The organism is Streptomyces sp. NBC_01465 (assembly GCF_036227325.1).
Classification (GTDB): Bacteria; Actinomycetota; Actinomycetes; order Streptomycetales; family Streptomycetaceae; genus Streptomyces.
The window spans coordinates 3,159,438-3,179,876 of the sequence record NZ_CP109467.1; the positions used below are offsets into that span (position 1 = coordinate 3,159,438).

At 69.3% G+C, this 20,439-nt stretch carries 25 protein-coding genes; 13 read left to right on the forward strand and 12 right to left on the reverse strand.

Annotated elements, in window-relative coordinates; all coding sequences use genetic code 11:
• Positions 1–11: 11 nt before the first annotated feature.
• The 5 genes from OG707_RS14720 to OG707_RS14740 all read right to left on the reverse strand — a co-directional run bounded on the left by OG707_RS14720 (position 12) and on the right by OG707_RS14740 (position 5,395).
• Positions 12–1,505: an MFS transporter gene (locus tag OG707_RS14720; protein WP_329118252.1), complete on the reverse strand. Its 1,494-nt coding sequence runs from the start codon at positions 1,503–1,505 to the stop codon at positions 12–14.
• Between the two features lie 64 nt (positions 1,506–1,569).
• Positions 1,570–2,079: a hypothetical protein gene (locus tag OG707_RS14725; RefSeq protein WP_329118254.1), complete on the reverse strand. Its 510-nt coding sequence runs from the start codon at positions 2,077–2,079 to the stop codon at positions 1,570–1,572.
• A 47-nt stretch (positions 2,080–2,126) separates the two neighbouring features.
• Positions 2,127–2,825: a DUF4328 domain-containing protein gene (locus tag OG707_RS14730; protein ID WP_329118256.1), complete on the reverse strand. Its 699-nt coding sequence runs from the start codon at positions 2,823–2,825 to the stop codon at positions 2,127–2,129.
• 85 nt (positions 2,826–2,910) lie between these two features.
• Positions 2,911–3,591: a DUF4328 domain-containing protein gene (locus OG707_RS14735; protein WP_329118257.1), complete on the reverse strand. Its 681-nt coding sequence runs from the start codon at positions 3,589–3,591 to the stop codon at positions 2,911–2,913.
• 82 nt (positions 3,592–3,673) lie between these two features.
• Complete coding sequence (locus OG707_RS14740; RefSeq protein WP_329118260.1) at positions 3,674–5,395, reverse strand: beta-N-acetylhexosaminidase; 1,722 nt, start codon at positions 5,393–5,395, stop codon at positions 3,674–3,676.
• Positions 5,396–5,576: 181 nt separating this feature from the next.
• Between OG707_RS14740 and OG707_RS14745 the strand changes: the two genes are divergently transcribed.
• From OG707_RS14745 to OG707_RS14775, 7 genes are all read left to right on the forward strand, one after another.
• The gene (locus OG707_RS14745; protein ID WP_443071332.1) at positions 5,577–6,182 is read left to right on the forward strand and encodes a 2-oxo-4-hydroxy-4-carboxy-5-ureidoimidazoline decarboxylase; all 606 of its coding nucleotides are present in this window, start codon (positions 5,577–5,579) and stop codon (positions 6,180–6,182) included.
• A gap of 134 nt (positions 6,183–6,316) precedes the next feature.
• On the forward strand, positions 6,317–6,697 hold the full coding sequence (gene sdhC / locus OG707_RS14750; protein ID WP_329118262.1) for a succinate dehydrogenase, cytochrome b556 subunit: 381 nt from the start codon (positions 6,317–6,319) through the stop codon (positions 6,695–6,697).
• Between the two features lie 8 nt (positions 6,698–6,705).
• Positions 6,706–7,182, forward strand: coding sequence for a succinate dehydrogenase hydrophobic membrane anchor subunit (locus OG707_RS14755; protein WP_329118264.1), 477 nt, complete (start codon positions 6,706–6,708; stop codon positions 7,180–7,182).
• A 20-nt stretch (positions 7,183–7,202) separates the two neighbouring features.
• Positions 7,203–8,957: a succinate dehydrogenase flavoprotein subunit gene (sdhA, locus tag OG707_RS14760; RefSeq protein WP_329118266.1), complete on the forward strand. Its 1,755-nt coding sequence runs from the start codon at positions 7,203–7,205 to the stop codon at positions 8,955–8,957.
• Positions 8,957–9,733, forward strand: a complete 777-nt coding sequence (locus tag OG707_RS14765) for a succinate dehydrogenase iron-sulfur subunit (protein WP_329118268.1) — start codon at positions 8,957–8,959, stop codon at positions 9,731–9,733. Before sdhA ends, OG707_RS14765 begins: the two co-directional genes overlap by 1 nt.
• Before the next feature lie 148 nt (positions 9,734–9,881).
• Entirely contained in the window at positions 9,882–10,478 is a 597-nt protein-coding gene (locus OG707_RS14770) for a hypothetical protein (protein WP_329118270.1), read from the forward strand.
• A 362-nt stretch (positions 10,479–10,840) separates the two neighbouring features.
• Positions 10,841–11,542: a hypothetical protein gene (locus tag OG707_RS14775; protein ID WP_329118272.1), complete on the forward strand. Its 702-nt coding sequence runs from the start codon at positions 10,841–10,843 to the stop codon at positions 11,540–11,542.
• On the opposite strand, the gene OG707_RS14780 is transcribed toward OG707_RS14775, so the two are convergent.
• Positions 11,495–12,325, reverse strand: coding sequence for a hypothetical protein (locus tag OG707_RS14780; protein WP_329118274.1), 831 nt, complete (start codon positions 12,323–12,325; stop codon positions 11,495–11,497). The genes OG707_RS14775 and OG707_RS14780 overlap by 48 nt on opposite strands.
• 270 nt (positions 12,326–12,595) lie before the next feature.
• On the opposite strand from OG707_RS14780, the gene OG707_RS14785 reads away from it, so the two are divergent.
• The gene (locus tag OG707_RS14785) at positions 12,596–13,249 is read left to right on the forward strand and encodes a hypothetical protein (protein ID WP_329118276.1); all 654 of its coding nucleotides are present in this window, start codon (positions 12,596–12,598) and stop codon (positions 13,247–13,249) included.
• Positions 13,250–13,295: 46 nt separating this feature from the next.
• Here the strand turns inward: OG707_RS14785 and OG707_RS14790 are convergent, their stop codons facing one another.
• The 4 genes from OG707_RS14790 to OG707_RS14805 form a co-directional block, all read right to left on the reverse strand.
• Positions 13,296–13,688 (reverse strand): hypothetical protein, encoded by a 393-nt coding sequence (locus tag OG707_RS14790; protein WP_329118278.1) that lies wholly within the window; start codon positions 13,686–13,688, stop codon positions 13,296–13,298.
• Positions 13,685–13,948, reverse strand: coding sequence for a hypothetical protein (locus OG707_RS14795; protein ID WP_329118280.1), 264 nt, complete (start codon positions 13,946–13,948; stop codon positions 13,685–13,687). Before OG707_RS14795 ends, OG707_RS14790 begins: the two co-directional genes overlap by 4 nt.
• Positions 13,949–14,050: 102 nt before the next feature.
• Complete coding sequence (locus tag OG707_RS14800) at positions 14,051–14,656, reverse strand: hypothetical protein (RefSeq protein WP_329118282.1); 606 nt, start codon at positions 14,654–14,656, stop codon at positions 14,051–14,053.
• Positions 14,657–15,058: 402 nt separating this feature from the next.
• Complete coding sequence (locus OG707_RS14805) at positions 15,059–15,532, reverse strand: Lrp/AsnC family transcriptional regulator (RefSeq protein WP_329118284.1); 474 nt, start codon at positions 15,530–15,532, stop codon at positions 15,059–15,061.
• 77 nt (positions 15,533–15,609) lie between these two features.
• Between OG707_RS14805 and OG707_RS14810 the strand changes: the two genes are divergently transcribed.
• On the forward strand, positions 15,610–16,533 hold the full coding sequence (locus OG707_RS14810; protein WP_329118286.1) for an SMP-30/gluconolactonase/LRE family protein: 924 nt from the start codon (positions 15,610–15,612) through the stop codon (positions 16,531–16,533).
• 14 nt (positions 16,534–16,547) lie between these two features.
• Here OG707_RS14810 and OG707_RS14815 read toward each other — a convergent pair whose 3' ends face one another.
• Both OG707_RS14815 and OG707_RS14820 read right to left on the reverse strand, forming a co-directional pair.
• Positions 16,548–16,985 carry an SgcJ/EcaC family oxidoreductase gene (locus tag OG707_RS14815; protein ID WP_329118289.1) on the reverse strand — a complete coding sequence of 146 codons (438 nt, stop codon included), beginning with the start codon at positions 16,983–16,985 and terminating at the stop codon, positions 16,548–16,550.
• Positions 16,986–17,058: 73 nt separating this feature from the next.
• Entirely contained in the window at positions 17,059–17,568 is a 510-nt protein-coding gene (locus OG707_RS14820) for a MarR family winged helix-turn-helix transcriptional regulator (protein WP_329118291.1), read from the reverse strand.
• Between the two features lie 79 nt (positions 17,569–17,647).
• Here OG707_RS14820 and OG707_RS14825 point away from each other — a divergent pair, with 79 nt between their 5' ends.
• From OG707_RS14825 to OG707_RS14840, 4 genes are read left to right on the forward strand one after another with little or no spacing between them, the layout of a single operon-like run.
• Positions 17,648–18,880: an MFS transporter gene (locus OG707_RS14825; protein ID WP_329118293.1), complete on the forward strand. Its 1,233-nt coding sequence runs from the start codon at positions 17,648–17,650 to the stop codon at positions 18,878–18,880.
• Between the two features lie 37 nt (positions 18,881–18,917).
• Positions 18,918–19,325 (forward strand): hypothetical protein, encoded by a 408-nt coding sequence (locus OG707_RS14830; RefSeq protein WP_329118295.1) that lies wholly within the window; start codon positions 18,918–18,920, stop codon positions 19,323–19,325.
• Between the two features lie 7 nt (positions 19,326–19,332).
• Complete coding sequence (locus OG707_RS14835; protein WP_329118297.1) at positions 19,333–19,722, forward strand: thiol-disulfide oxidoreductase DCC family protein; 390 nt, start codon at positions 19,333–19,335, stop codon at positions 19,720–19,722.
• Positions 19,723–19,733: 11 nt separating this feature from the next.
• Complete coding sequence (locus OG707_RS14840) at positions 19,734–20,435, forward strand: TetR/AcrR family transcriptional regulator (protein ID WP_329118299.1); 702 nt, start codon at positions 19,734–19,736, stop codon at positions 20,433–20,435.
• Positions 20,436–20,439 lie beyond the last annotated feature (4 nt).

Here is a 20,439-nt window from a genome sequence, read left to right on the forward strand (position 1 = left end):
CTGCCGTACGCCTACCCCTTCTTGAGCTCCACCGCGTCGCGCTCGGCGGGCGGATCGACCGGCGCACCCATCGCCCGTACCGCCGACGCCGGCGCGTTGACCACGACCGCCGCGATCAACGCCCCGAGCAGCACGACGGCCACCGCCCAGTAGCTCGCCACATTGAATCCGTGCACCGACGCCTCGTCGATCAGAGGCTTCGTACGAGGGCCGGGCCGATGGAGCAGATAGCGTGCCGTCACGCTCGCCGCGATCGTGTTGAGGAGCGCCGTACCGATCGAACCACCCACCTGCTGGGCCGTGTTGAGCGAGGCCGACGCCGCGCCCGCGTCCTGCGGCGCCACCCCCGCCGTCGCCGTCGAGATCGTCGTCATGAACACCACGCCCATCCCCAGACCCAGCAGGACGATCCCCGGCAGGACATGGCTGAGGTACTGCGGCCGCACATCGAGCCGCGCCATCCACAGCAGCCCGCACGCCGCGGTCACCATCCCCGGCACCAGCAGCGCCCGCGGGCTGACCCGCCCCAGCAGCCGGGCCGCGATCTGCGTCGACCCCGTGATCATCGCGGCGGTGAGCGGGAGGTACGAGAGCCCGGTGCGCACCGGCGAGTACCCCTGCACGCGCTGCAGGTAGTACGTCAGGAACAGGAACATCCCGAACATCCCGATGGTGGCCATCATCATCGTCAGCATCGCCCCGGCCCGCTGCCGGTCGCGCACCACATGCAGCGGTAGCAGCGGCACCCGCGCCCTGCTCTGCCAGTACGCGAAGACCACGAGCAGCACAACTCCCGCGCCCAGACAGGTCAGTACGCGCGCGTCCGCCCAACCCCGGGACTCCGCCTCGCTGAATCCGTAGACGATCGCGAGCAGCCCGCCCGAGCCGAGGATCGCGCCCGGCACATCCAGGTGCGCCTCCGGGTGACGCGTCTGGTCGTGCAGCAGGACGACGGCCCCGGCGACCGCGAGGGCGGCGATCGGGATGTTGACGTACAGGCACCAGCGCCAGTTCAGATACGAGGTCAGCACCCCGCCCAGGATCAGCCCGATCGCCGCCCCGCCGCCCGCGATCGCCCCGAAGACCCCGAAGGCCTTCCCGCGCTCCTTGGGGTCGGAGAACGTCGTGGTCAGCAGCGACAGCGCCGACGGCGCGAGCAGGGCTGCGAAGACACCCTGAAGGGCGCGCGCGGCGAAGAGCAGCCCCGGACTCTGGGCGGCGCCCCCGAGCCCGGACACGGCGGCGAAGCCGATGAGCCCGATGATGAAGGTGCGTTTGCGCCCCACCAGGTCGGCGATGCGCCCGCCGAGCAGCAGCAGTCCGCCGAAGGCGAGCGTGTACGCGGTGATGACCCACTGCCGGTTGCCGTCGGACATGCCCAAGTCGGCCTGGGCGGACGGGAGTGCGATGTTCACGATGGTCATGTCGAGGACGACCATCAGCTGCGCGACACCGATGACGACAAGCCCCCACCAGCGGCGTGGGTCGGGTGGCGTTACATCCATGAGGACCCCCCTGGTCCCCCGCCATCCTTCCGCCTGACCCCGCGGTTGGCGAGGCCCCGTACCGTCAAAGCCTGGCAAGCCCAAGCCGGTCCAGGAACCGGTCGAGCAACTCCTCGGCCGACGGCCCCTGTTGCGCATGCAGTACGTCGGCGAGCGCCCTCTCCTGCGCGACGAGCCCGGCCTCACCGGCCCACTCCACAGCCCGCGCGGTGGCCTCGCGCGCCCCCAGGAACAGGTCCTCCAACACCAGCCCGTCGGCCCCCAGATACCGGGCCATCGCCTCACGCCCCAGACACGCGAACCACGACCCGCCGACGGGCGCGGCGGCCTCGACGACCACGCACTCCCCGCCCATCACAAAGGCGAAGAGCGCCGGCAGCCCGGTCTCCTTGGCGACCCCGCGCGCGAGCGCCCCCATGTCCCCGACCTCGGGCTCACTGGGCCGCCGCCACACCTGCCACCCGCCGTCGCGCTCCTCGTGCAGCGCGAGCCCGTCGCGCACGTCGGCCAGCGCACCGAGCGCATCGAGCGGCCCGTCGCTCCGGCCCACGACGTAGTACCCCCAGAACCCCATGCCCCATTCTGCGTACGCCGCCCGCAAATGCCACACCTGTGCGTCAACTAGGCGGCTGCGCGCGGGCCTTGGGTCGCCTTGATGTTCTGCATGCGGGTCAGTTTCCGTACGAAGAGGATGGCGAGGACGGCCGCCACGAAGTGGACGGAATCGGCGACCAGCAGGACACCCACCGAGTCCTGGGACGGACCGGCGATCTCCGCCCTGTCAGTCACCGAGGCAAGCGCACGAAGGGCCATCGCCAGCACCCACGCCGTCCACCAGATCGTCACCGGCGCCTGCGAGACCTTGCGCCGGGACCCGTCGGGGGCCGCCTGCGTGCTGGCGTCCCACACCTCACCGGCGATCTGCCGCGGAATCCACAGGCAACCGAACGGGATGAACCAGCCGCCGACCGCCCAGCCCGCGCGCTTGGTCTGACTGTCCTGGGCGAAGACCTCTGCGTTCACCCGCACCCGGTGGAACCAGATGACGAAGACGACGGCTGTCACAAAGAGCGCGGTGAACTGGTACGAGGCGGACTGCCCCGCCCAGCGGTCCGACCGCCTCGCCTCGTCCAGGGTGAGGCTCTCCCAATCGCCCAGCAGGCTGTACGTGTAGGCATGGGAGGCAATCGCGACGAGATCGGCCACGGCGCACAGCGCCAGCAGCACGGTGACACCGGTCGCGAGCCCCTGGGGTGACTTGAGCACAGGGACCACCGGTCTGAGCCCGGCCGGCGGTATGAAGGCAGGAGTGTTGGACATGAAGTACTGGACCCCCCACGGGTACACAAAGATCAAGGCGCGCAGCGTAAGCCGCACCCCGGGCCCCCGTCCACGCGGTTGACGATCAAGCCGCAGCAGCGATGGGCCCCCACCGCACCAGCACGTCCTGCTTGCACGTCAGCTGGCGCACGAAGCAGCCCGCGGCCACCGCGGCTGCGACATCCGCGACAGTGCCCAGGGCCAGCACCACGTCCTGGACCTTGGTGTCGGGGTAGTAGGCCGTGCACGAAGACAGCAGCCAGCAGGCCCACCAGACATTGACGAGCCGGTACGACGCCGGGAGCGCCGACCCGTCCGGCCGTCTCTGGGTGCTCGCCACCCAGGTGTCGACGGCGATGCGTCGCGGGTACCAGAGGTTCACGACCGGAACAATCCAGCCCCAGTAGGCCCAGCCACGGCTCTTTCGATGCCCGAAGGGTGCGAAGACCTCGGCGTTCACCCGCACCCGGTGGAACCAGACCATGAAGGTGACCGCGCAGGCGAACCAGACCAAGCCCCCGAACATGATGGCGAGGTCGTGGACGGCCACCGAACCCAGGCGGTACGAGACGAACAGGACGAGGTCGTCCGCGGTCCACACGCCGAGAAGTGCCAGCACGGCGTACGACAGCCCGACCGGCGACTTCAGCCGGGGCGGAGAACCGGGCGGCGCGGTCCACGTGGGCGGGGCTATCCGCACGAGTGGGTCGCTGTCGAGCGCCGCACACTCCTCGCAGAAGCCGTCCTTGGTGACCGCCGTCTGCATCCCACAACGCGTACACAGCATGCCGAGCCAACCCCCCACAGGTCCGGCCACCCCTCAGTGGCCGCCAGCGGAAGATACCGGGTCACCCCAGCCGCTTCGCCAGCGCCCCGAACTGTCCCCAATTCAGCGCCGGTTGCCGCGGATCCCAGAGCTTCTGCGCGGTCGCCCGCAGCGGCATCCGGATCCCCGCGGCGATCTGGTCCTGGGTCTGCGCGTTCGCGAAGTCGCACCAGACCGCGAACCGCCCGCCCAGGATCTGCCCCGAGTACCGCGCCGGCACCGCACTGGTCCCCCGCAGTACCCGCGGCGTCCACTGCTCGTAGATGCGCTGCCCGGTCGGGTAGCGGAAGTCGTTCGGCTGCCCCAGAACGTAGTACAGGTACTCGTCGTTGAGGTTCACCACCTGCCGCCCCTCCTTCAGATACTCCAGCGGCGGCCGCGCCCCGTACTCCTTGCCCGTCCAGTACTCGACCTCGCGCTTCGGGTCGGGGGCCACCTTCCCGCCCCGGAAGTACCCGTCGTTCCAGGCCTTCAGCGTCTTCCCGTACGGCTTGAGCGTCGCGCCCCGCGCATTGAGCCAGTCCGTCGCAAGGTCCTGGATCCTCCCCCCGGCCCCGTACTTCCGGTGCGCGAGGTCGGCCAACTGCGGATACGAGGCCTCCGGATCGTCGGCCATCAGCGCGCGGTACTCGTCGCCGCCCAGATGCCAGTAGGTCCCGGGAAAGAGCCCCGCGTACTCCCGCAGCAACTCATCGACGATCTGCGCGGCCCGCGGCTTCGAGATGTCCACGGCCCCGCGCGCGACGACACCCTGAGCATTCCGCAGCTCCAGCTCCGGATGGTTCCGCAGCACCGCGCCCAGGTGTCCGGGCGAGTCGATCTCCGGAACGACCTCGATGTGAAGCTTCTCCGCGAGCGCCACGATCGACCGCACCTGCGGCTTCGTGAGGTGCTGGCGCGAGACCGCCTCCGGGTGCGAGTCCGAAGCGATCCGGAACCCCTGGTCGTCGGAGAAGTGCAGCCCCAGCTGGTTGAGCTTGAGGTCGGCCATCTCGCGCAGCCGCGCCTCGATCCACGGCGCCGTGAAGTTCTTGCGCGCGATGTCCAGGTTGAGCCCGCGCTGCGGCCGGTCGGGCCGGTCGCGTACGACGCCCTCGGGCACCACCTTGTCCGCGCTCAGCGACTGCTTGAGCGTACGGGTGCCGTAGAAGACCCCGGCCTCGTCGGGCCCGGTGATCTTCACCTGCCGGTCGCTGGCGGTGAGCGTGTACGACTCGGGGGCCGCCCCCTTCGCCGGCGCGAGCGCCAGCTCCACGTCGCCGGGCTGCGCCTGCGCCCCGTACGCGTAAGGAAGCTTCAACTCCTTGGCCAGGAGCTGCCCTTCGTCCGCGAGCCCCTTGCTGCCGGCCGCGACGAGCACACGGCTGCCCGCGGCCGGCTGCCAGCCGGGACCGCGGGCCGCGTCGTGTTCGCGTACGGAAGGAATCGTGCGCGGCGCCCGCGAGAGCGGATAGGACCGGGTGGGAGAAGGGGACGGCGAGGGGGACGGGGAGTACGTCGCGGAGGACGGCGTCCGGTCGTCGTTGCCGGTGGGGCCGTGGCCTCCCCAGGTGTCGTCCTCGGGCCAGACCAGAACGGCGGCCGTCACCGCCGCACCGGCGACCAGCACCACCGCCGCGGTCAGAGCACCGTACTGTGCCTTCCCGGGGGACGACCCCCGGACCCCCAGCAGACGAAACAGGCCGGTGCGGCGATCCGGGCCGCCTTCGCGGGCGGAACTTCTGCGAACCTGCCTCATCGGCATGAAACCTCCCATTCACGGTGAAGATAGGACGAAAGAGCGGCAAAAACGTCCATCACGTGCGCCGAAACTCTCCCTTCCGGGTGAAATTCGCGCATCCGTCGGACGCTTCCCGCCACGCATCGATAGCGTTGCGCCACACCCGCCACTTCCCACTCTGCGCCCACTCTGCCGTCATCCTGTCGTGTCCGAGGAGTCCACGCTGTCCAGCGAGTCCCCCGCAGGCCCCACGGTGCGGCCGTCGACACTTCACCACACCCATGCGGCCGTTCCGGCACAGCGTCACCCCTCACCGGGTCTGGAGCACTTCAACTCCGTACCCGAGGGCTCCGCCGAAGCCGCCCTGCTCGCCTGCTGCGGCAGCCGGGTCTGGGCCCGGCGTGTCGCCGCACACCGCCCCTACCCCGATCTCGACGCCCTGCTCGCCGCGGCCGACGAGGCAAGTTACGACCTCTCCCCCGCCGAGCTCGCCGAGGCCCTGGCCGACGAATCGTCCCCCGGCCTCCACCCCGACGCGCCCGCCGCCGCCCACACCGCGCTGCGGGCCGCCCATGCCGCGTACGAGAGCCGCTTCGGCCACGCCTTCGTGATCTGCCTCGACCACGTCCGCCCCGCCGAGCACCTCGACCACTTCCTCGCCGGCATCCGCTCACGCCTCGCGCACGAACCCGACGAGGAGCGCGCGGCCGCCGCCGACGAGCTGCGCCGCCTCGCCCGGGGGCGAATCGCCCATCTTGTGTCGGACGCCGGACATGTGGGCCATACAGATAGCCCATCCGTGCCTGTTTGATCACACCGGAGGACCCCGGGCGAAGGAACCGACAAAGCGTCGCTACGATGGCCGGGGCCGGTGGACCGTACCCGGCCGGGCCAGACCGACATCCCGCCGGCAGGCTCCAATCCCCGCTCCCGGAGGGTTCTTCCGTGCCGGCTGGAACGCTGTACCGCGGCCGGGAAGGAATGTGGTCCTGGGTGGCTCATCGAGTCACCGGCGTCCTCATCTTCTTCTTCCTGTTCGTACACGTCCTGGACACCGCTCTCGTGCGTGTCTCCCCCGAGGACTACGACAAGGTCGTGGCCACGTACAAGACGCCCATCGTGGCGCTCCTTGAGTACGGCCTCGTCGCCGCAATTCTTTTCCACGCGCTCAACGGCCTGCGCATCATCGCCGTGGACTTCTGGTCCAAGGGCCCGCGCTACCAGAAGCAGATGCTCTGGTCCGTCGTGGGCATCTGGGTCGTGCTGATGGTCGGGGCGCTCTACCCCGTGCTCGGCCACGCCGTACGCGAACTGTTCGGGAGCTGAGGAACGAGATGTCGACTGACACTTCCGCGGCCATCGGTCCGGTCGAGGGCGGTTCGCTCTACGACGCCGAGAACCCCGCGCCCCTCATCGAGGCCCCCCGCGCGCGCACCAAGAAGACCCCGAAGTCCACCCGTGGCAACTTCGAGATGTACGCATGGCTCTTCATGCGTCTGTCGGGCGTCGTCCTGGTCGTCCTGGTCCTGGGCCACCTGCTGATCCAGCTGGTCCTCGACGGCGGCGTGAGCAAGATCGGCTTCGCCTTCGTGGCCGGCCGCTGGGCCTCGCCGTTCTGGCAGGTCTGGGACCTGCTGATGCTGTGGCTCGCCATGCTCCACGGCGCCAACGGCCTCCGCACGGTCATCAACGACTACGCGGAGCGCGCCAACACGCGCCTGTGGCTCAAGGGCCTGCTGTACACCGCCACGGTGTTCACCATCCTTCTCGGCACGCTGGTGATCTTCACCTTCGACCCGAACATCCGCTAGAGCCCGGGGCAAAGAGACTTATGAAGATCCACAAGTACGACACCGTCATCGTCGGCGCCGGCGGCGCCGGCATGCGCGCGGCCATCGAGTCGACCAAGCGCAGCCGTACCGCCGTGCTGACGAAGCTCTACCCGACCCGCTCCCACACCGGCGCGGCGCAGGGCGGCATGGCCGCCGCCCTCGCCAACGTCGAGGAGGACAACTGGGAGTGGCACACCTTCGACACGATCAAGGGCGGCGACTACCTGGTCGACCAGGACGCCGCCGAGATCCTGGCGAAGGAGGCCATCGACGCGGTCCTCGACCTCGAGAAGATGGGCCTGCCGTTCAACCGCACGCCCGCCGGCGAGATCGACCAGCGCCGCTTCGGCGGTCACAGCCGTAACCACGGCGAGGCCCCGGTCCGCCGTGCGTGCTACGCCGCGGACCGCACCGGCCACATGATCCTCCAGACCCTCTACCAGAACTGCGTCAAGGAGGGTGTGGAGTTCTTCAACGAGTTCTACGTCCTCGACCAGCTGCTGGTGGAGGAGGACGGCGTCAAGAAGTCCGCAGGCGTGGTCGCCTACGAACTGGCGACCGGCGAGATCCACGTCTTCCAGTCGAAGTCGGTCATCTACGCCTCGGGCGGCACCGGCAAGTTCTTCAAGGTGACGTCGAACGCGCACACCCTGACGGGCGACGGCCAGGCCGCGTGCTACCGCCGCGGACTGCCCCTGGAGGACATGGAGTTCTTCCAGTTCCACCCGACGGGCATCTGGCGCATGGGCATCCTGCTGACGGAGGGCGCCCGCGGTGAGGGCGGCATCCTCCGCAACAAGGACGGCGAGCGCTTCATGGAGAAGTACGCGCCGGTCATGAAGGACCTCGCGTCCCGTGACGTCGTGTCCCGCTCCATCTACACGGAGATCCGTGAGGGCCGCGGCTGCGGTCCCGAGGGCGACCACGTCTACCTCGACCTCACGCACCTCCCGCCGGAGCAGCTGGACGCCAAGCTCCCGGACATCACGGAGTTCGCGCGTACGTACCTCGGCATCGAGCCCTACACGGACCCGATCCCGATCCAGCCGACCGCGCACTACGCCATGGGCGGCATCCCGACGAACGTCCAGGGCGAGGTCCTCTCGGACAACACCACGGTCGTCCCCGGCCTGTACGCCGCCGGCGAGGTCGCCTGCGTGTCGGTCCACGGCGCCAACCGCCTGGGCACCAACTCGCTCCTGGACATCAACGTCTTCGGCCGCCGCTCGGGCATCGCCGCAGCCGAGTACTCGGCGAAGACCGAGTACGTCGAGCTGCCGGAGAACCCGGCCGCGCTCGTCGAGGCCCAGATCGAGCGTCTCCGTAACTCCACGGGCACGGAGCGGGTCGCCGCACTGCGCCTGGAGCTGCAGGAGTGCATGGACGCCAACGTGATGGTGTTCCGTACCGAGCAGACGATCAAGACGGCCGTGGAGAAGATCGCCGAACTGCGCGAGCGCTACCTCAACGTCTCGATCCAGGACAAGGGCAAGCGCTTCAACACCGACCTCCTCGAGGCCGTCGAGCTGGGCAACCTGCTCGACCTCGCCGAGGTCATGGCGACCTCCGCCCTGGCGCGCAAGGAGTCCCGCGGCGGTCACTACCGCGAGGACTACCCGAACCGCGACGACGTCAACTTCATGCGCCACACCATGGCGTACCGCGAGGTGGCGGACGACGGCACGGAGTCGATCCGGCTCGACTACAAGCCGGTCGTCCAGACCCGCTACCAGCCGATGGAGCGTAAGTACTGATGGCTACCCCGACGATGGACAAGGCCGAAGCGGCAGGCGCTGCCGAGCCCGGCTTCGCCGACACCCCGTACATCACGGCCACCTTCCGGATCCGCCGGTTCAACCCGGAGGTCTCCGACCAGTCCGAGTGGCAGGACTTCGAGGTCCTCATCGACCCGAAGGAGCGTGTGCTCGACGCTCTCCACAAGATCAAGTGGGAGATCGACGGCACGCTGACCTTCCGCCGCTCGTGCGCCCACGGCGTCTGCGGCTCGGACGCGATGCGGATCAACGGCAAGAACCGCCTGGCGTGCAAGACGCTGATCAAGGACATCAACCCGGACAAGCCGATCACGATCGAGGCCATCAAGGGCCTCACGGTCCTCAAGGACCTCGTGGTCGACATGGACCCGTTCTTCCAGGCGTACCGCGACGTGATGCCCTTCCTCATCACCAAGGGCAACGAGCCGACGCGCGAGCGTCTGCAGTCGGCGGAGGACCGCGAGCGGTTCGACGACACGACGAAGTGCATCCTGTGCGCGGCGTGCACGTCGTCGTGCCCGGTGTTCTGGAACGACGGCCAGTACTTCGGCCCGGCGGCGATCGTCAACGCGCACCGCTTCATCTTCGACTCGCGTGACGAGGGCGGCGAGCAGCGCCTCGAGATCCTCAACGACAAGGACGGCGTGTGGCGTTGCCGCACGACGTTCAACTGCACGGACGCCTGCCCGCGTGGCATCGAGGTCACTAAGGCGATCCAGGAAGTGAAGCGCGCACTGATCACACGTCGCTTCTGATTCCGTAGAACGCCTGCCTGTCACAGGGCCCTGCTCCCGCACCAGCGGGAGCAGGGCCCTCAGCAGTTCTGGCTCGTTTTCGCAGGTCCGTAGGGCACATTCCTCAGGCACACTCCGAACCGGACACTGTGCTTCTCCGGGGGGAATCATGGCCACGTTGCGGGCACCCGTGCCTCTGGGATACGGCAATTCGGCAACCGAGGTCCAGTCCATCGCGGCGCCGCTTCTCGCGGCTGCGGCCCTGTCTCTGGCGGGGGTCGTCGCCGCCGCGAGCGGCCCGTTCTTCCGTTGGCCCGGCGCGACGCTTCTCCTTCTCGTCGGCACCGCTCTGCTCCTCGTGGCGAGCATCCAGCTACGCGCCTACGCCCGCCAGTACCTGTACTCACGCCAGGACATCCACGACTGGTACCCGGAAACGGTCGGACCGCAGACGGAGGATTACTTCAGCAAGCTGTACGAGTTCCAGGGCGAGGACTACAACACGTGGGTCCGCTTCACCGACCGGGCCGTCCGGTGTTTCAACGCCGGGACGATTCTGCTGGGTTGTGGCGTCGCCGCCGTCCTCGTACCGCCGCCCGGCAGCTCCGATGACTGGTGGCGATGGTCGGCCATGGGACTGGTTCTGGCCTGCACCCTCGTCGACGTGTTCTGGACTCTGTCCATCCAGCCTGAGAACGGGCGACTGCGCATCGACCGCAAGAAGGAACTCAACGAAATCCTGTCCAAACCGAGGGGGATCTCATGACAACGGCTGACTGGACTCTTCCGGGGCACGCACGGGTCGGCCTGCCTAAAGGCCAGGTCGAGTGCTGGTCGGCATTGTGCGAAGGGGTCGTGGGCCCGCCCCGGGACGGTGACACGATCAGCGCCTGGGAGGTCGCTCTGGACGGAAGGGCACCTGCGCTGAAGGTCTACCTCGACCGCTTCAACATGCCACCCGTGCACACGCCGGACTGTGAGTTCCAGGATCTTCCGCCCTCCGTTCACTTGCACTGCACGAGCCCTGAGGCACTCAAGTCCGAGCGCCAACGGCTGGACGAAGCCCGTTACGGGTCATAGCCGCCCTGCGCCGTAAGCCCCGTACACCTGCCCGACTACGATGACGCCGTGGCGGGCACAGGGGGCATACGGGAGCACCGCGCCCGGATCTGGGTCGGGGTGGCCGCCCTCGCGGCGGGGAGCTTCGCCATCGGTGACGGTCTCCACCGCGTCCGGGCCGCCGCAGACTGGGCCGCCGCCTGGTGGCCCTGGCTGCTGCTGGCCCTCGCCCTGCTCAACCTGCTGCGTTCGGTCATCACCGTCGGCTCGCTCATCGCCCCGGGCCTCCTCGCCGCCGTCGCCCTGGGCGGGCTCGTCGCGGCGCACGGCGTCAGCGGCCGTACCCTCGCCGACCTCGTCGTACCCGCCGCGCTCATCCTCGGCGGGTTCGCGCTGCTGCTCTCCTCCCGGCCCGCGGACCGCCACCGCTGGACCCGTGTGCTGGCGACCGGACGGGTCCGGACCACACACCCGGTCGGCAGTGGCACGGAGCATCCGCACGTCGTACTCCGCGCCATAGCCGGGGAGTTGCGTGCCGACCTCACCGGTTCGTTCCTCGACGGCAGTCTGACCGTGCAGGTGACGGCAGTCGCCGGGCACGTGCATCTCACCGTGCCCCGGGGCTGGCCCGTGACCGTACGTACCGCGGGCACCGTCCTCACTCGCGTCACCGACACCGGACCACGCGACGCCGCGGGCAAGGCGGCCGGCGGCGACGTCGGGCTACATCTCCTCGGGCTGTGCGGAGCCGTGAGTCTCGTCCGGGCGTGAACTCCCGTGGTCGTACGGCAGATTGATGCGCCGACCGGCCAGCCCGTCCGAGAGCCGCTGGAAGAGCCCCCACTCGCCGTCGCGGTCCGGCAGGGGGTGGTGCAGGGCGCTCACCAGGTCGAAGCGGTGCAGGTCGTACACGACGTGCATGAGTCCGGCGTACGACTGTGCCGCGACCACCGCCCCCTTGTACGCCAGCGCGGCCACCAGCAGCGCGAGGGCGACCAGCCACCACGCCCCCGGTTCGTCGTAGAACGCGACCACCATGACGACCGCTCCGGCCAGGAAGGCGTGGCACAGGTTGACCGCCGCATCCAGCATGTCCCGGGCCGAACTCAGCGCCGCGGCCAGCGGTGCGGTCACCTGGGGATAGATGCGCGGCCACGAAGCCAGCGTCGCCAGTCCGTAGCGTTCGCCCGCGCTGAGCTCGCCCGCGCGCAGGGCGTTGCCGAGTGCGGTGGGCAGCAGCGCCTCCCTCTCGGGGAGCCCGGCCAGTCTCCTCAGCGCCCCGTGGCCCGCCGCGTTCACCCCGGCGGAGTGCCGGCGGGCCCGCAGCTGCTCCGGAAGGGACTTCCCGGCGTCGGGTGCGGACCACTCGCCCGCGCGCTCACCCGCCTCGTACAGCGACTGCCACTTTCGGCGCTGAAGTTCGACGAGCACACTCGCCGGGCCGGCCGTAACCGGCCACCGGTCCCAGTACCCCTCCAGAACCCGCACCGCGCGCACCTGCAACGGCAGCAACAACATCCCCAGCACGCCGGCGCATCCGACGATGCCCGCCACAACTCCGGCACCCTGAAGGGGAGTTCGCGGAGGGACCGCACCCCAGTCGCTCCGCCCACCGAAGCTCCCGGCCCGCACCAGCACCCACACGCATGTGACAAAGAGAGCTCCCGGCACAAAGCTCACCGTCACCAGCCGCCGCACGAATCCCGCCCTCCCCAGACACCCCATACAGATACATCAGAATGGTTCCGAGGTCTGCCCCGGGCGGACGCTTAGCCGGACGTAAGCGCCCCATTAGCGGCGAATGCAAGGCTTTCCCCCGTGAGCATGAGCGAGAACGCAACACCCGCGCAGGCGCTGGCCGATGTCGTCCCCAAGCTGCTGCTGGGCGGTCCGACCGGGTTGACGTACCACCAGGTGGGCGAGGTCGTGGTGGTGAGCGACATGGTGCGGTGCACCGGACCGCACTGCCCCGAGTGGGTCTCCGCGGACCGTCTCCCGCCGGGGCGTTACCCGGTGTGGGCGGGGTATCGCGTGGACTGCGGGCCGCTCGACTACCCGTACGACTACGCGCACGACGGCGGCGAGGACGAGCCCTGGCGCTCCCCCGTCGCGGCGATCGCCCTCCTCGCCCCGGGGACGGACCCCTCCGCCCTCCCCTCGCTCTCCTTCGACCGCTTCCCCGACGTGACGTACTTCGGCCCCGAAGTGGCCTTCGTCTGGGACGACTCGGCCGGCGGCCTGCTCGCCTCGGGCGGTCCGGGCCCGCACCCCGAACTCAACGCCCTCACCGAACGCACCACCCGCGCCCTGCGCGACGCGGACCGCGCGGGCGTCGTACCGAACGTGGTGGTCGCGGAGCTCAGCCCGGTGACGGGGGTGAATGTGATCGCGCTGCCGGTCGACGAGCCTGCGGGTGAGATGTACGACTGCTACGGCGAGGACGACGAGTTCATCTGCGCGATATGGACGGTGGGTTGAGGCGGTCCGCTCCCCGGCAGGAAGGAACGGACCGTCGAGGCGCCGGCTACGGCAGCCTGATCGTACGAACGAGAGGCATCGCCTCGTACAGATCAGGCAACGCGGTCACCACGGGGCAGCCGTCCGGCCACTCCAGCGACGGACGGGCCAGGTGCACGGCGTGCGCGATCCGCCAGCTGTGACCGGCGCGAACCAGTTCTCCGACCGTGGACGCCGCCGCGAAGTCCAGTCCGACGATGTCGGCGGACTCCAGCGCCCCTACGTGGGCCGCCACCCCCTTCCGTTCGGCGTCGGCCGCCGCGAGGCACAGCGAGGGCACGTACACATGGCGGGTCGCGCTGTGTTCCGTGTTCGCGATGAACTGCGACGCCAGACGGTTGCCGGAACCGAGCGCGAGGAGCGCGGACTTGTCGTAGACGACCGCCCTGCTGCCGCTCACAGGCTGTCCACCGGCCGGTCCGCCTCCAGGTCCTGCCAGGCCTTTTCGGCCTGATCGTGGTCCTCCTGCGTGAGCTTCACGCCGAAGGTCTTTTCGCAGTACGCCTTGGTGGCCTCGTATCGGGCATTGAGCTCTTCCCGGGTCGGGGTCGCCCCGGCAAGCTCGCCAAGCAGGTCACGCATGGTCATCCCACGCTCTTGGGCGAGCACCATGAGGCGGTCGCGGACGGCAGGGTCAACCTTGATCGTGGTGTCGGCCATGACGACAGTATACCTACGGTATACCGTCATGGGCCTCTCGAGTTGTAGCGTCACGAAGTTCCCCTCTTTCAGTGGATCCGGCCCTGGTCCGGGCCGGAAAACTCAGGCAGCGACGAGCGCAGGCCGCACCCGGGGAGTCACCGCGACCGGCATCTTGCGCCGGAGCCGGTCCTCGACGAGCGCGGGCGCGGAGTAGACCGGCGACGGCAGCCCGCTGGTCAGCGCCCCGCGCAGCAGCGCGTCACTCGCACCCGCCACCCGCCACTCCTCCACGAGCGGCGCCAGCCGGGCCGCATCGGCGAGGCCGAGGGCGAGGCGGGGGTCGGTGCGGTGCAGGTCGAGCAGCAGGATCATCGCGGGCGACGTCGGGGGCGGCTCGGTGACGAACTCCGGTTCGGAGGGTGGAGTTTCGCTGCGCGGGGCGGCGCACAGCTCGTACTCGGTGGTGAGCCGCCCGGTCTCCGCGTCCTTCGCCGGCACGCGCCGCAAGTAGCCCGCTTTCTCCAGCTCACGCAGGGAGTTGGCGATCCGACCTCGGCCTTCCTTGCGCATCTGCGCCAGGGAGCGGATCGAGGCGTGGGCGCCCTCGGGGAGGGAGAGGAGGTACATCAGCAGCCCTGACGCGCACCACGAGATCCGGCGGTCGCGGAGGAGGGCGTTGGCGAAGGTGGAGAAAGCGCGCGTGGGCGCGGTACGGTGAATGCGCATCGGGAGTGTGGCTCCTGGTGTCGGGCCCCCGGGTGGTTGCACACCGCGGGGGCTAACTATGTCTGTTGTGGTGTCGGCGACTGTACAACCACGCTCCGTGATGAGCGCAAGCCCCAACTTCCGCACAGTGACCGCCGGTTCCGCAATGCGGACACCGGGCACCACACCCGCGCCGACCTGCGCACATGCCATGCCTACTGCCGCGTTGTGACACACCTCAACGGTCGCATCAACACCCGACAGTTCACTCTTTCGAATGAACTTGCGAAACCAACTCACCATGCCGCAAAAGGACTTGGGATGCCCTGATATCGCGGCGATCGGCTCGGCCTCCCTGGCCGCGTGGAACAAGCCCGTTCGGGCAGCCCACCCTCCTCCACGCGCACGAGACCTGGAACGACGTCAGGCGTCGGACCCGTCAAGGCGGCGGCCTGCGCCGCTGAGCGGTGAGACCGGGCGTTCGAAGAAGGTCTCCAGGGAGACCGTTGCCTGCGTGCCGCTGACGCCCTCGATCGCGTACAACCTCCGCAGTACGTCCTGGAGTTGCTCCGTCGTGGCGGTGCGCACCTTCACCAGCACCGACGCGCTGCCCGCGATCACATGCGCCTCCACGATCTCCTCGATCGCGGCGAAGGACTCCGCCGAGTCCCCCATCCAGGCCGACGACTCGACCATCACGAACGCCAGCACCCCGCGCCCGAGCGCCGCCGGGTCCACCTCCACCGTGGTGCGGCGGATGACGCCGCGTTCGCGCAGCTTCCGTACGCGCTCGTGCGCGGCGCCCGCCGAGAGGCCGACCGCCTTGCCGAGGGCGGCGTACGCCTGGGTGGCGTCCTGCTGGAGGAGAGCTACGAGTTCGCGGTCGATGTCATCCATGGTTGCCACCATATCTGATTCTGCGATATTCATGATCTAGCGAACGCAGTTCAGCTCATCGACTGAAGGAGCTCGTCATGTCTCTTCCTCCTCGCCCCGCGATATACGAGATCCTGGACGACCGCTTCCGTACCGGACGGTGCGCCAACGGGGACCAGCAGCTGGAGAAGCTGGCCGACGGCTGCCGCTGGGCCGAGGGGCCGGTCTACCTGCCCGCCTGGCGCCAACTGATCTGGAGCGACATCCCCAACGACCGGATGCTCAGGTGGGACGAGCAGACCGGCGCCGTCTCCCTCTTCCGATCACCGGCAGGACACAGCAACGGCAACACCCTTGATCTGGAAGGGCGGTTGATCAGCTGCGAGCAGGGCAACCGCCGCGTCTCCCGCACCGAGCACGACGGATCGGTCACCGTCGTCGCCGACCGGTTCGAGGGGAAGCGACTCAACAGCCCGAACGACTCGACCGTGCACTCCGACGGCTCGATCTGGTTCTCCGACCCGGACTTCGGCATCACCAGCGACTACGAGGGCCACCGCGCCGAGCCGGAGATCGGCGGCTGCAACGTCTACCGGGTCGACCCGGCGACCGGCGAGGTCCGGATCGTCGCGGACGGCTTCGGCGGGCCCAACGGACTCGTCTTCTCGGCGGACGAGAGCCAGTTGTACGTCTCCGACACCCGCGCCGGCCACATCCGCGTCTTCGACGTCCGCGAGAACGGCACGCTCTCGGACGGCAAGGTCTTCACGGAGGCCCGCCCCGGCGCCCGTTTCGACAACATCCGCTTCGATGACGGCGGCAGGCTGTGGGTGGCAGCGCTCGACGACGGCGTGCACTGCTACGACCCGGACGGGACCCTGATCGGCCGGATCGTGATGCCGGAGACGGTCTCGAACGTCGCCTTCGGCGGCCCCAAGAACAACCGCCTGTTCATCACGGCGAACTCCTCGCTCTACTCACTGGTGATGGCGGTGACGGGCGCGCCGAGGATCCGCCGCTGAGCGGGCGGTCCGGGTCAGTGGTCGGCCACCCCCGTGTTCTGGTTGGCGGTCAGCAGCCACCGCCCGTCCTCCTCCGTCATGACGTAGAGCGGGCTGCCCTCGCCCCCGCCGTCCGCGACCGCGAGGGGTGCGCCGTCGAGGGTCAGATAGCGCTGGCGCACCTTCACGGCGGCGACGTCGGGGCGGAGGAAGAGCACGTGCACGACCTCGTACGAGGCGCTGATCTCGCGCATCGCACCCGGCAGCACCTTCCGCGTGAAGTCGGCGATCTCGTCGCGCCCGATCAGTACCTTGCCGGTGGCGGTCGTCCAGATCGCGTCGGCCCGGAAGAGGCCGACGAACTCCTCGACCAGTTCGTTGCGTTGCGCGTGCTCGACGGTGGCCACGACCTCCTTGATCGCGTCGATTCGCGGGTCGTGCATCTGTCCGTGGGTGTTGTCCGTGTGGCTCATGCATCCAGCCTCGTACCTCAACGTCGGTTGAGGTCAAGGGACTTCGAACTCCCAGCCGTCTCGTAGACGATCTCTAATGCCATTCCGCGCCGCCGTCCGCCTCCGCGGTCAGCATGATGCGGCGGAGCATGTCGTTGAGCTGCGTGCGCTCCGCCTCCGAGAGGACGCCCAACAGGCGGTACTCCTCGTGGCCCAGTACGTCCATCGCGCCGAGCCACGTCTCGCGGCCCGAGTCCGTCAGCTCCACGTCGACCCTGCGGCGGTCCTTCGTCGACGGCGTGCGGCGGACGAAGCCTCGGCGTTCCAGGGCGTCCAGGCGGCCGGTGACCGACGCCGGGGCGAGGTCGAGGTCGGCGGCCAGGTCGGAGGGGGCCGCCTTGCCGCCGCGGCCTGCCAGTTTGTGGAGGGTGTCGAACTCCGGGCGGTCCAGGGCGAAGTCGACCAGGGACTGTTCGCGTACGCGGCGCAGATGGACCGAGAGCTTCTTCATCCTGGTCACCGCACCCTCGATCTCGGGGTCGAGGTCGGGGAGCACGGGCTTCCAGCGCTCCACGTGTTCGTCGGTCCAGTCCTGTCGCTCCATATGTCGATGGTAGGCCTGGTTCCTTCGGAGGGAGATATTTCGTTGACGAATAGTTCGGTGACGAAATAGTTTTACGCGCATGCCCACACCACCTCCGCACCCCTTGCGCATGCGCTCCTTCCGGCTGCTCTTCATCGGCCGCACCCTCTCCATGACCGGCGACGCCGTCATCCCCGTCGCGCTCGGCCTCGCGATCACTATGGCCACCGATTCGCCCGGCGCCCTCGCGCTCGTACTGGCCTGCGCGATGATCCCCAAACTCCTCCTCCTGCCGCTCGGCGGCGTCGCGGGCGACCGCTTCAACGCGCGGACCGTCGCGCTCGCCATGGACGTCGTACGGTGCGCCACCCAGCTCCTCGTCGGGGCGCAACTCCTCGGCAGCAACCCGAACCTGGCGGTGCTGGCCGTCGCATCCGCCATCGGCGGAGCGGCCGGCGCCTTCGCCATGCCGACCGTCTCGCCCCTGGTGCGCGGCACCGTCGAGGGCGACGGCCTGCTCCGCGCCAACGCCCTCATGGGCGTCGCCTCCAGCTCCACCCGCCTCGGCGGCCCCGCCGTCGCCGCACTGCTCATCAGCACCGCAGGACCCGGCTGGGCCTTCGTCCTGGACGGGATCAGTTTCGCGGTGAGCGCCGCTCTCCTGTCCGTCATCCGCGTCAAGCGCGTCCCGATCGAGCGCCGTTCCGTCCTCGCCGACCTCAAGGAGGGCTGGCAGGAGGTGCGGTCGCGGGACTGGTACTGGACCAGCCTCATCGGCCACTCCTGCTGGAACGGCGCCGCCGCCGTCCTGATGACCCTGGGCCCCGGCCTCGCCGTCCATGAACTCGGCGGCGAGTGGGTGTGGGTCTGGACCCTGCAGACCGGCGCCGTCGGCCTCCTCCTCGGCTCGCTCCTGGCCGGCCGCGCCAAGCCCCGGCGCCCCGTCCTGGTCGCCAACATGGGCCTCGCGCTGTACGCCGCCCCGCTCGCCCTGCTGGCCGCGCACGCCCCCGTACCGCTGATCATCGCCGCATACGGAATCGCCCAGGCCGGGCTCGGCTTCCTCAGCCCCGTCTGGGAGACCGCCGTCCAGTCGGCGATCCCGCCCCACACCCTGGCGCGCGTCACCTCGTACGACTGGCTGCTCTCCCTCGCCGCGATGCCCCTCGGCTACGCGCTCGCCCCGCTGGCCGCCGACGCCTGGGGCCCCGAAGTGCCGCTCACCTTCGCCGCCTTGGCGGTCCTCGTGAGCTGCCTGGGTACGGCGGCCGTTCCGGGTGTCCGCGGGCTCCGGCAACTTGAACCTGTTCAAAAGGAGGTCTACAGTCACTGACGACAGCGTTTTGAACACGTTCAGGGGAAGGTGGGGCATGGACCTCACAGTGGTTTCGTACGTCGTCTATCTGGTCATCAGCGTCGCGCTCACGGTCTGGGTCGCCCGCACGCTCAGCCGCAACGGCCGGGTCTTCCTCGCCGACGTACTGCACGGGAACGAGAAGCTCGCCGACGCCGTCAACCACCTGCTGGTGGTCGGCTTCTACCTGGTCAACCTGGGCTTCGTCGCCCTCTACCTCCAGGACGACACCACGATCACCGACGCCCGCGGGGTCTTCGAGGCCCTCTCGAAGAAGCTCGGCGTCGTCCTCCTCGTCCTCGGGGTGATGCACCTCGGCAACGTCTACGCACTCAACAAGTTCCGCCGCCGCGGAATGATGGAGCGCGAGCAGACCCCGCCGGTGGGCCCGCAGGGCTGGGTCGCACCCACCCCCGGTAGGTGACGGGGCGATGGGCACACCGGTCAAGGGACTCACCGTCCTCTACGACGCCCAGTGCAACCTCTGCGTCCACCTGCGCCAGTGGCTGACGAGGCAGCGCCAACTCGTCCCGCTGACCCTGCTCCCCGCAGGGTCGGAGGCGGCCCGCAAGCGCTACCCGGGACTCGACCACCGCAGCACGCTCACCGAGATCACGGTGATCGGTGACCAGGGCCAGATCTACCGCGGCCCCGCCGCCTGGATCGTCTGCCTCTGGGCGCTCGCCGACCACAGGGCCAAGTCGCACTGGCTGGCCACCCCCGCCGGGGCGCCCTTCGTACGGGCCGCGATGCTCTCCGCGGCCAAGTACCGGGACGTCACAGCGAGGCCCTGCGGCGACCAGTGCGAGATCCCCGGTTAGGCTCGGGTTTCGTGACTGACGCAAAGGCCCCCAAGAGCGAGCAGACCCGCACGCTCATCCTCGAGACCGCGCTCCGGCTCTTCCAGGAGCGCGGTTACGACAAGACGACCATGCGGGCCATCGCCCAGGAGGCCGGGGTCTCCACCGGCAACGCGTACTACTACTTCTCCTCCAAGGAACACCTGGTCCAGGGGTTCTACGACCGGATCGCCGCCGAGCACCAGGCGGCGGTCCGCCCCGTACTGGACAAGGAGACCGACCTCCAGGCGCGACTGGCCGGCGTACTGAACGCCTGGCTGGAGATCGCCGCCCCGTACCACGAGTTCGCCGCGCAGTTCTTCAAGAACGCCGCCGACCCCGAGAGCCCCCTCAGCCCCTTCTCCCCGGAGTCGGAGCACGCCCGCGAGGCGGCGATCGACGTCCACCGGGAGGTCCTGGCCGGCTCGAAGTCGAAGGTCGCGCCCGAACTGGTCGACATACTCCCCGAGTTGATGTGGCTCTCCCAGATGGGCCTGGTCCTCTACTGGGTCTTCGACCGCTCCGAGGGCCGCGAACGCAGCCACCGCCTGGCGGAGCGCGGCGCCCGCCTGACCACCCGGGGCGTGGCCCTGGCCCGCTTCCGCGTGCTGCGCCCACTGGTGCTCGAAGTCCACGAGCTCTTCACGGACTTCCTCCCGGGCATGGCGCAGACGGTGAGCGCACGGAAGCGGTAGCCCC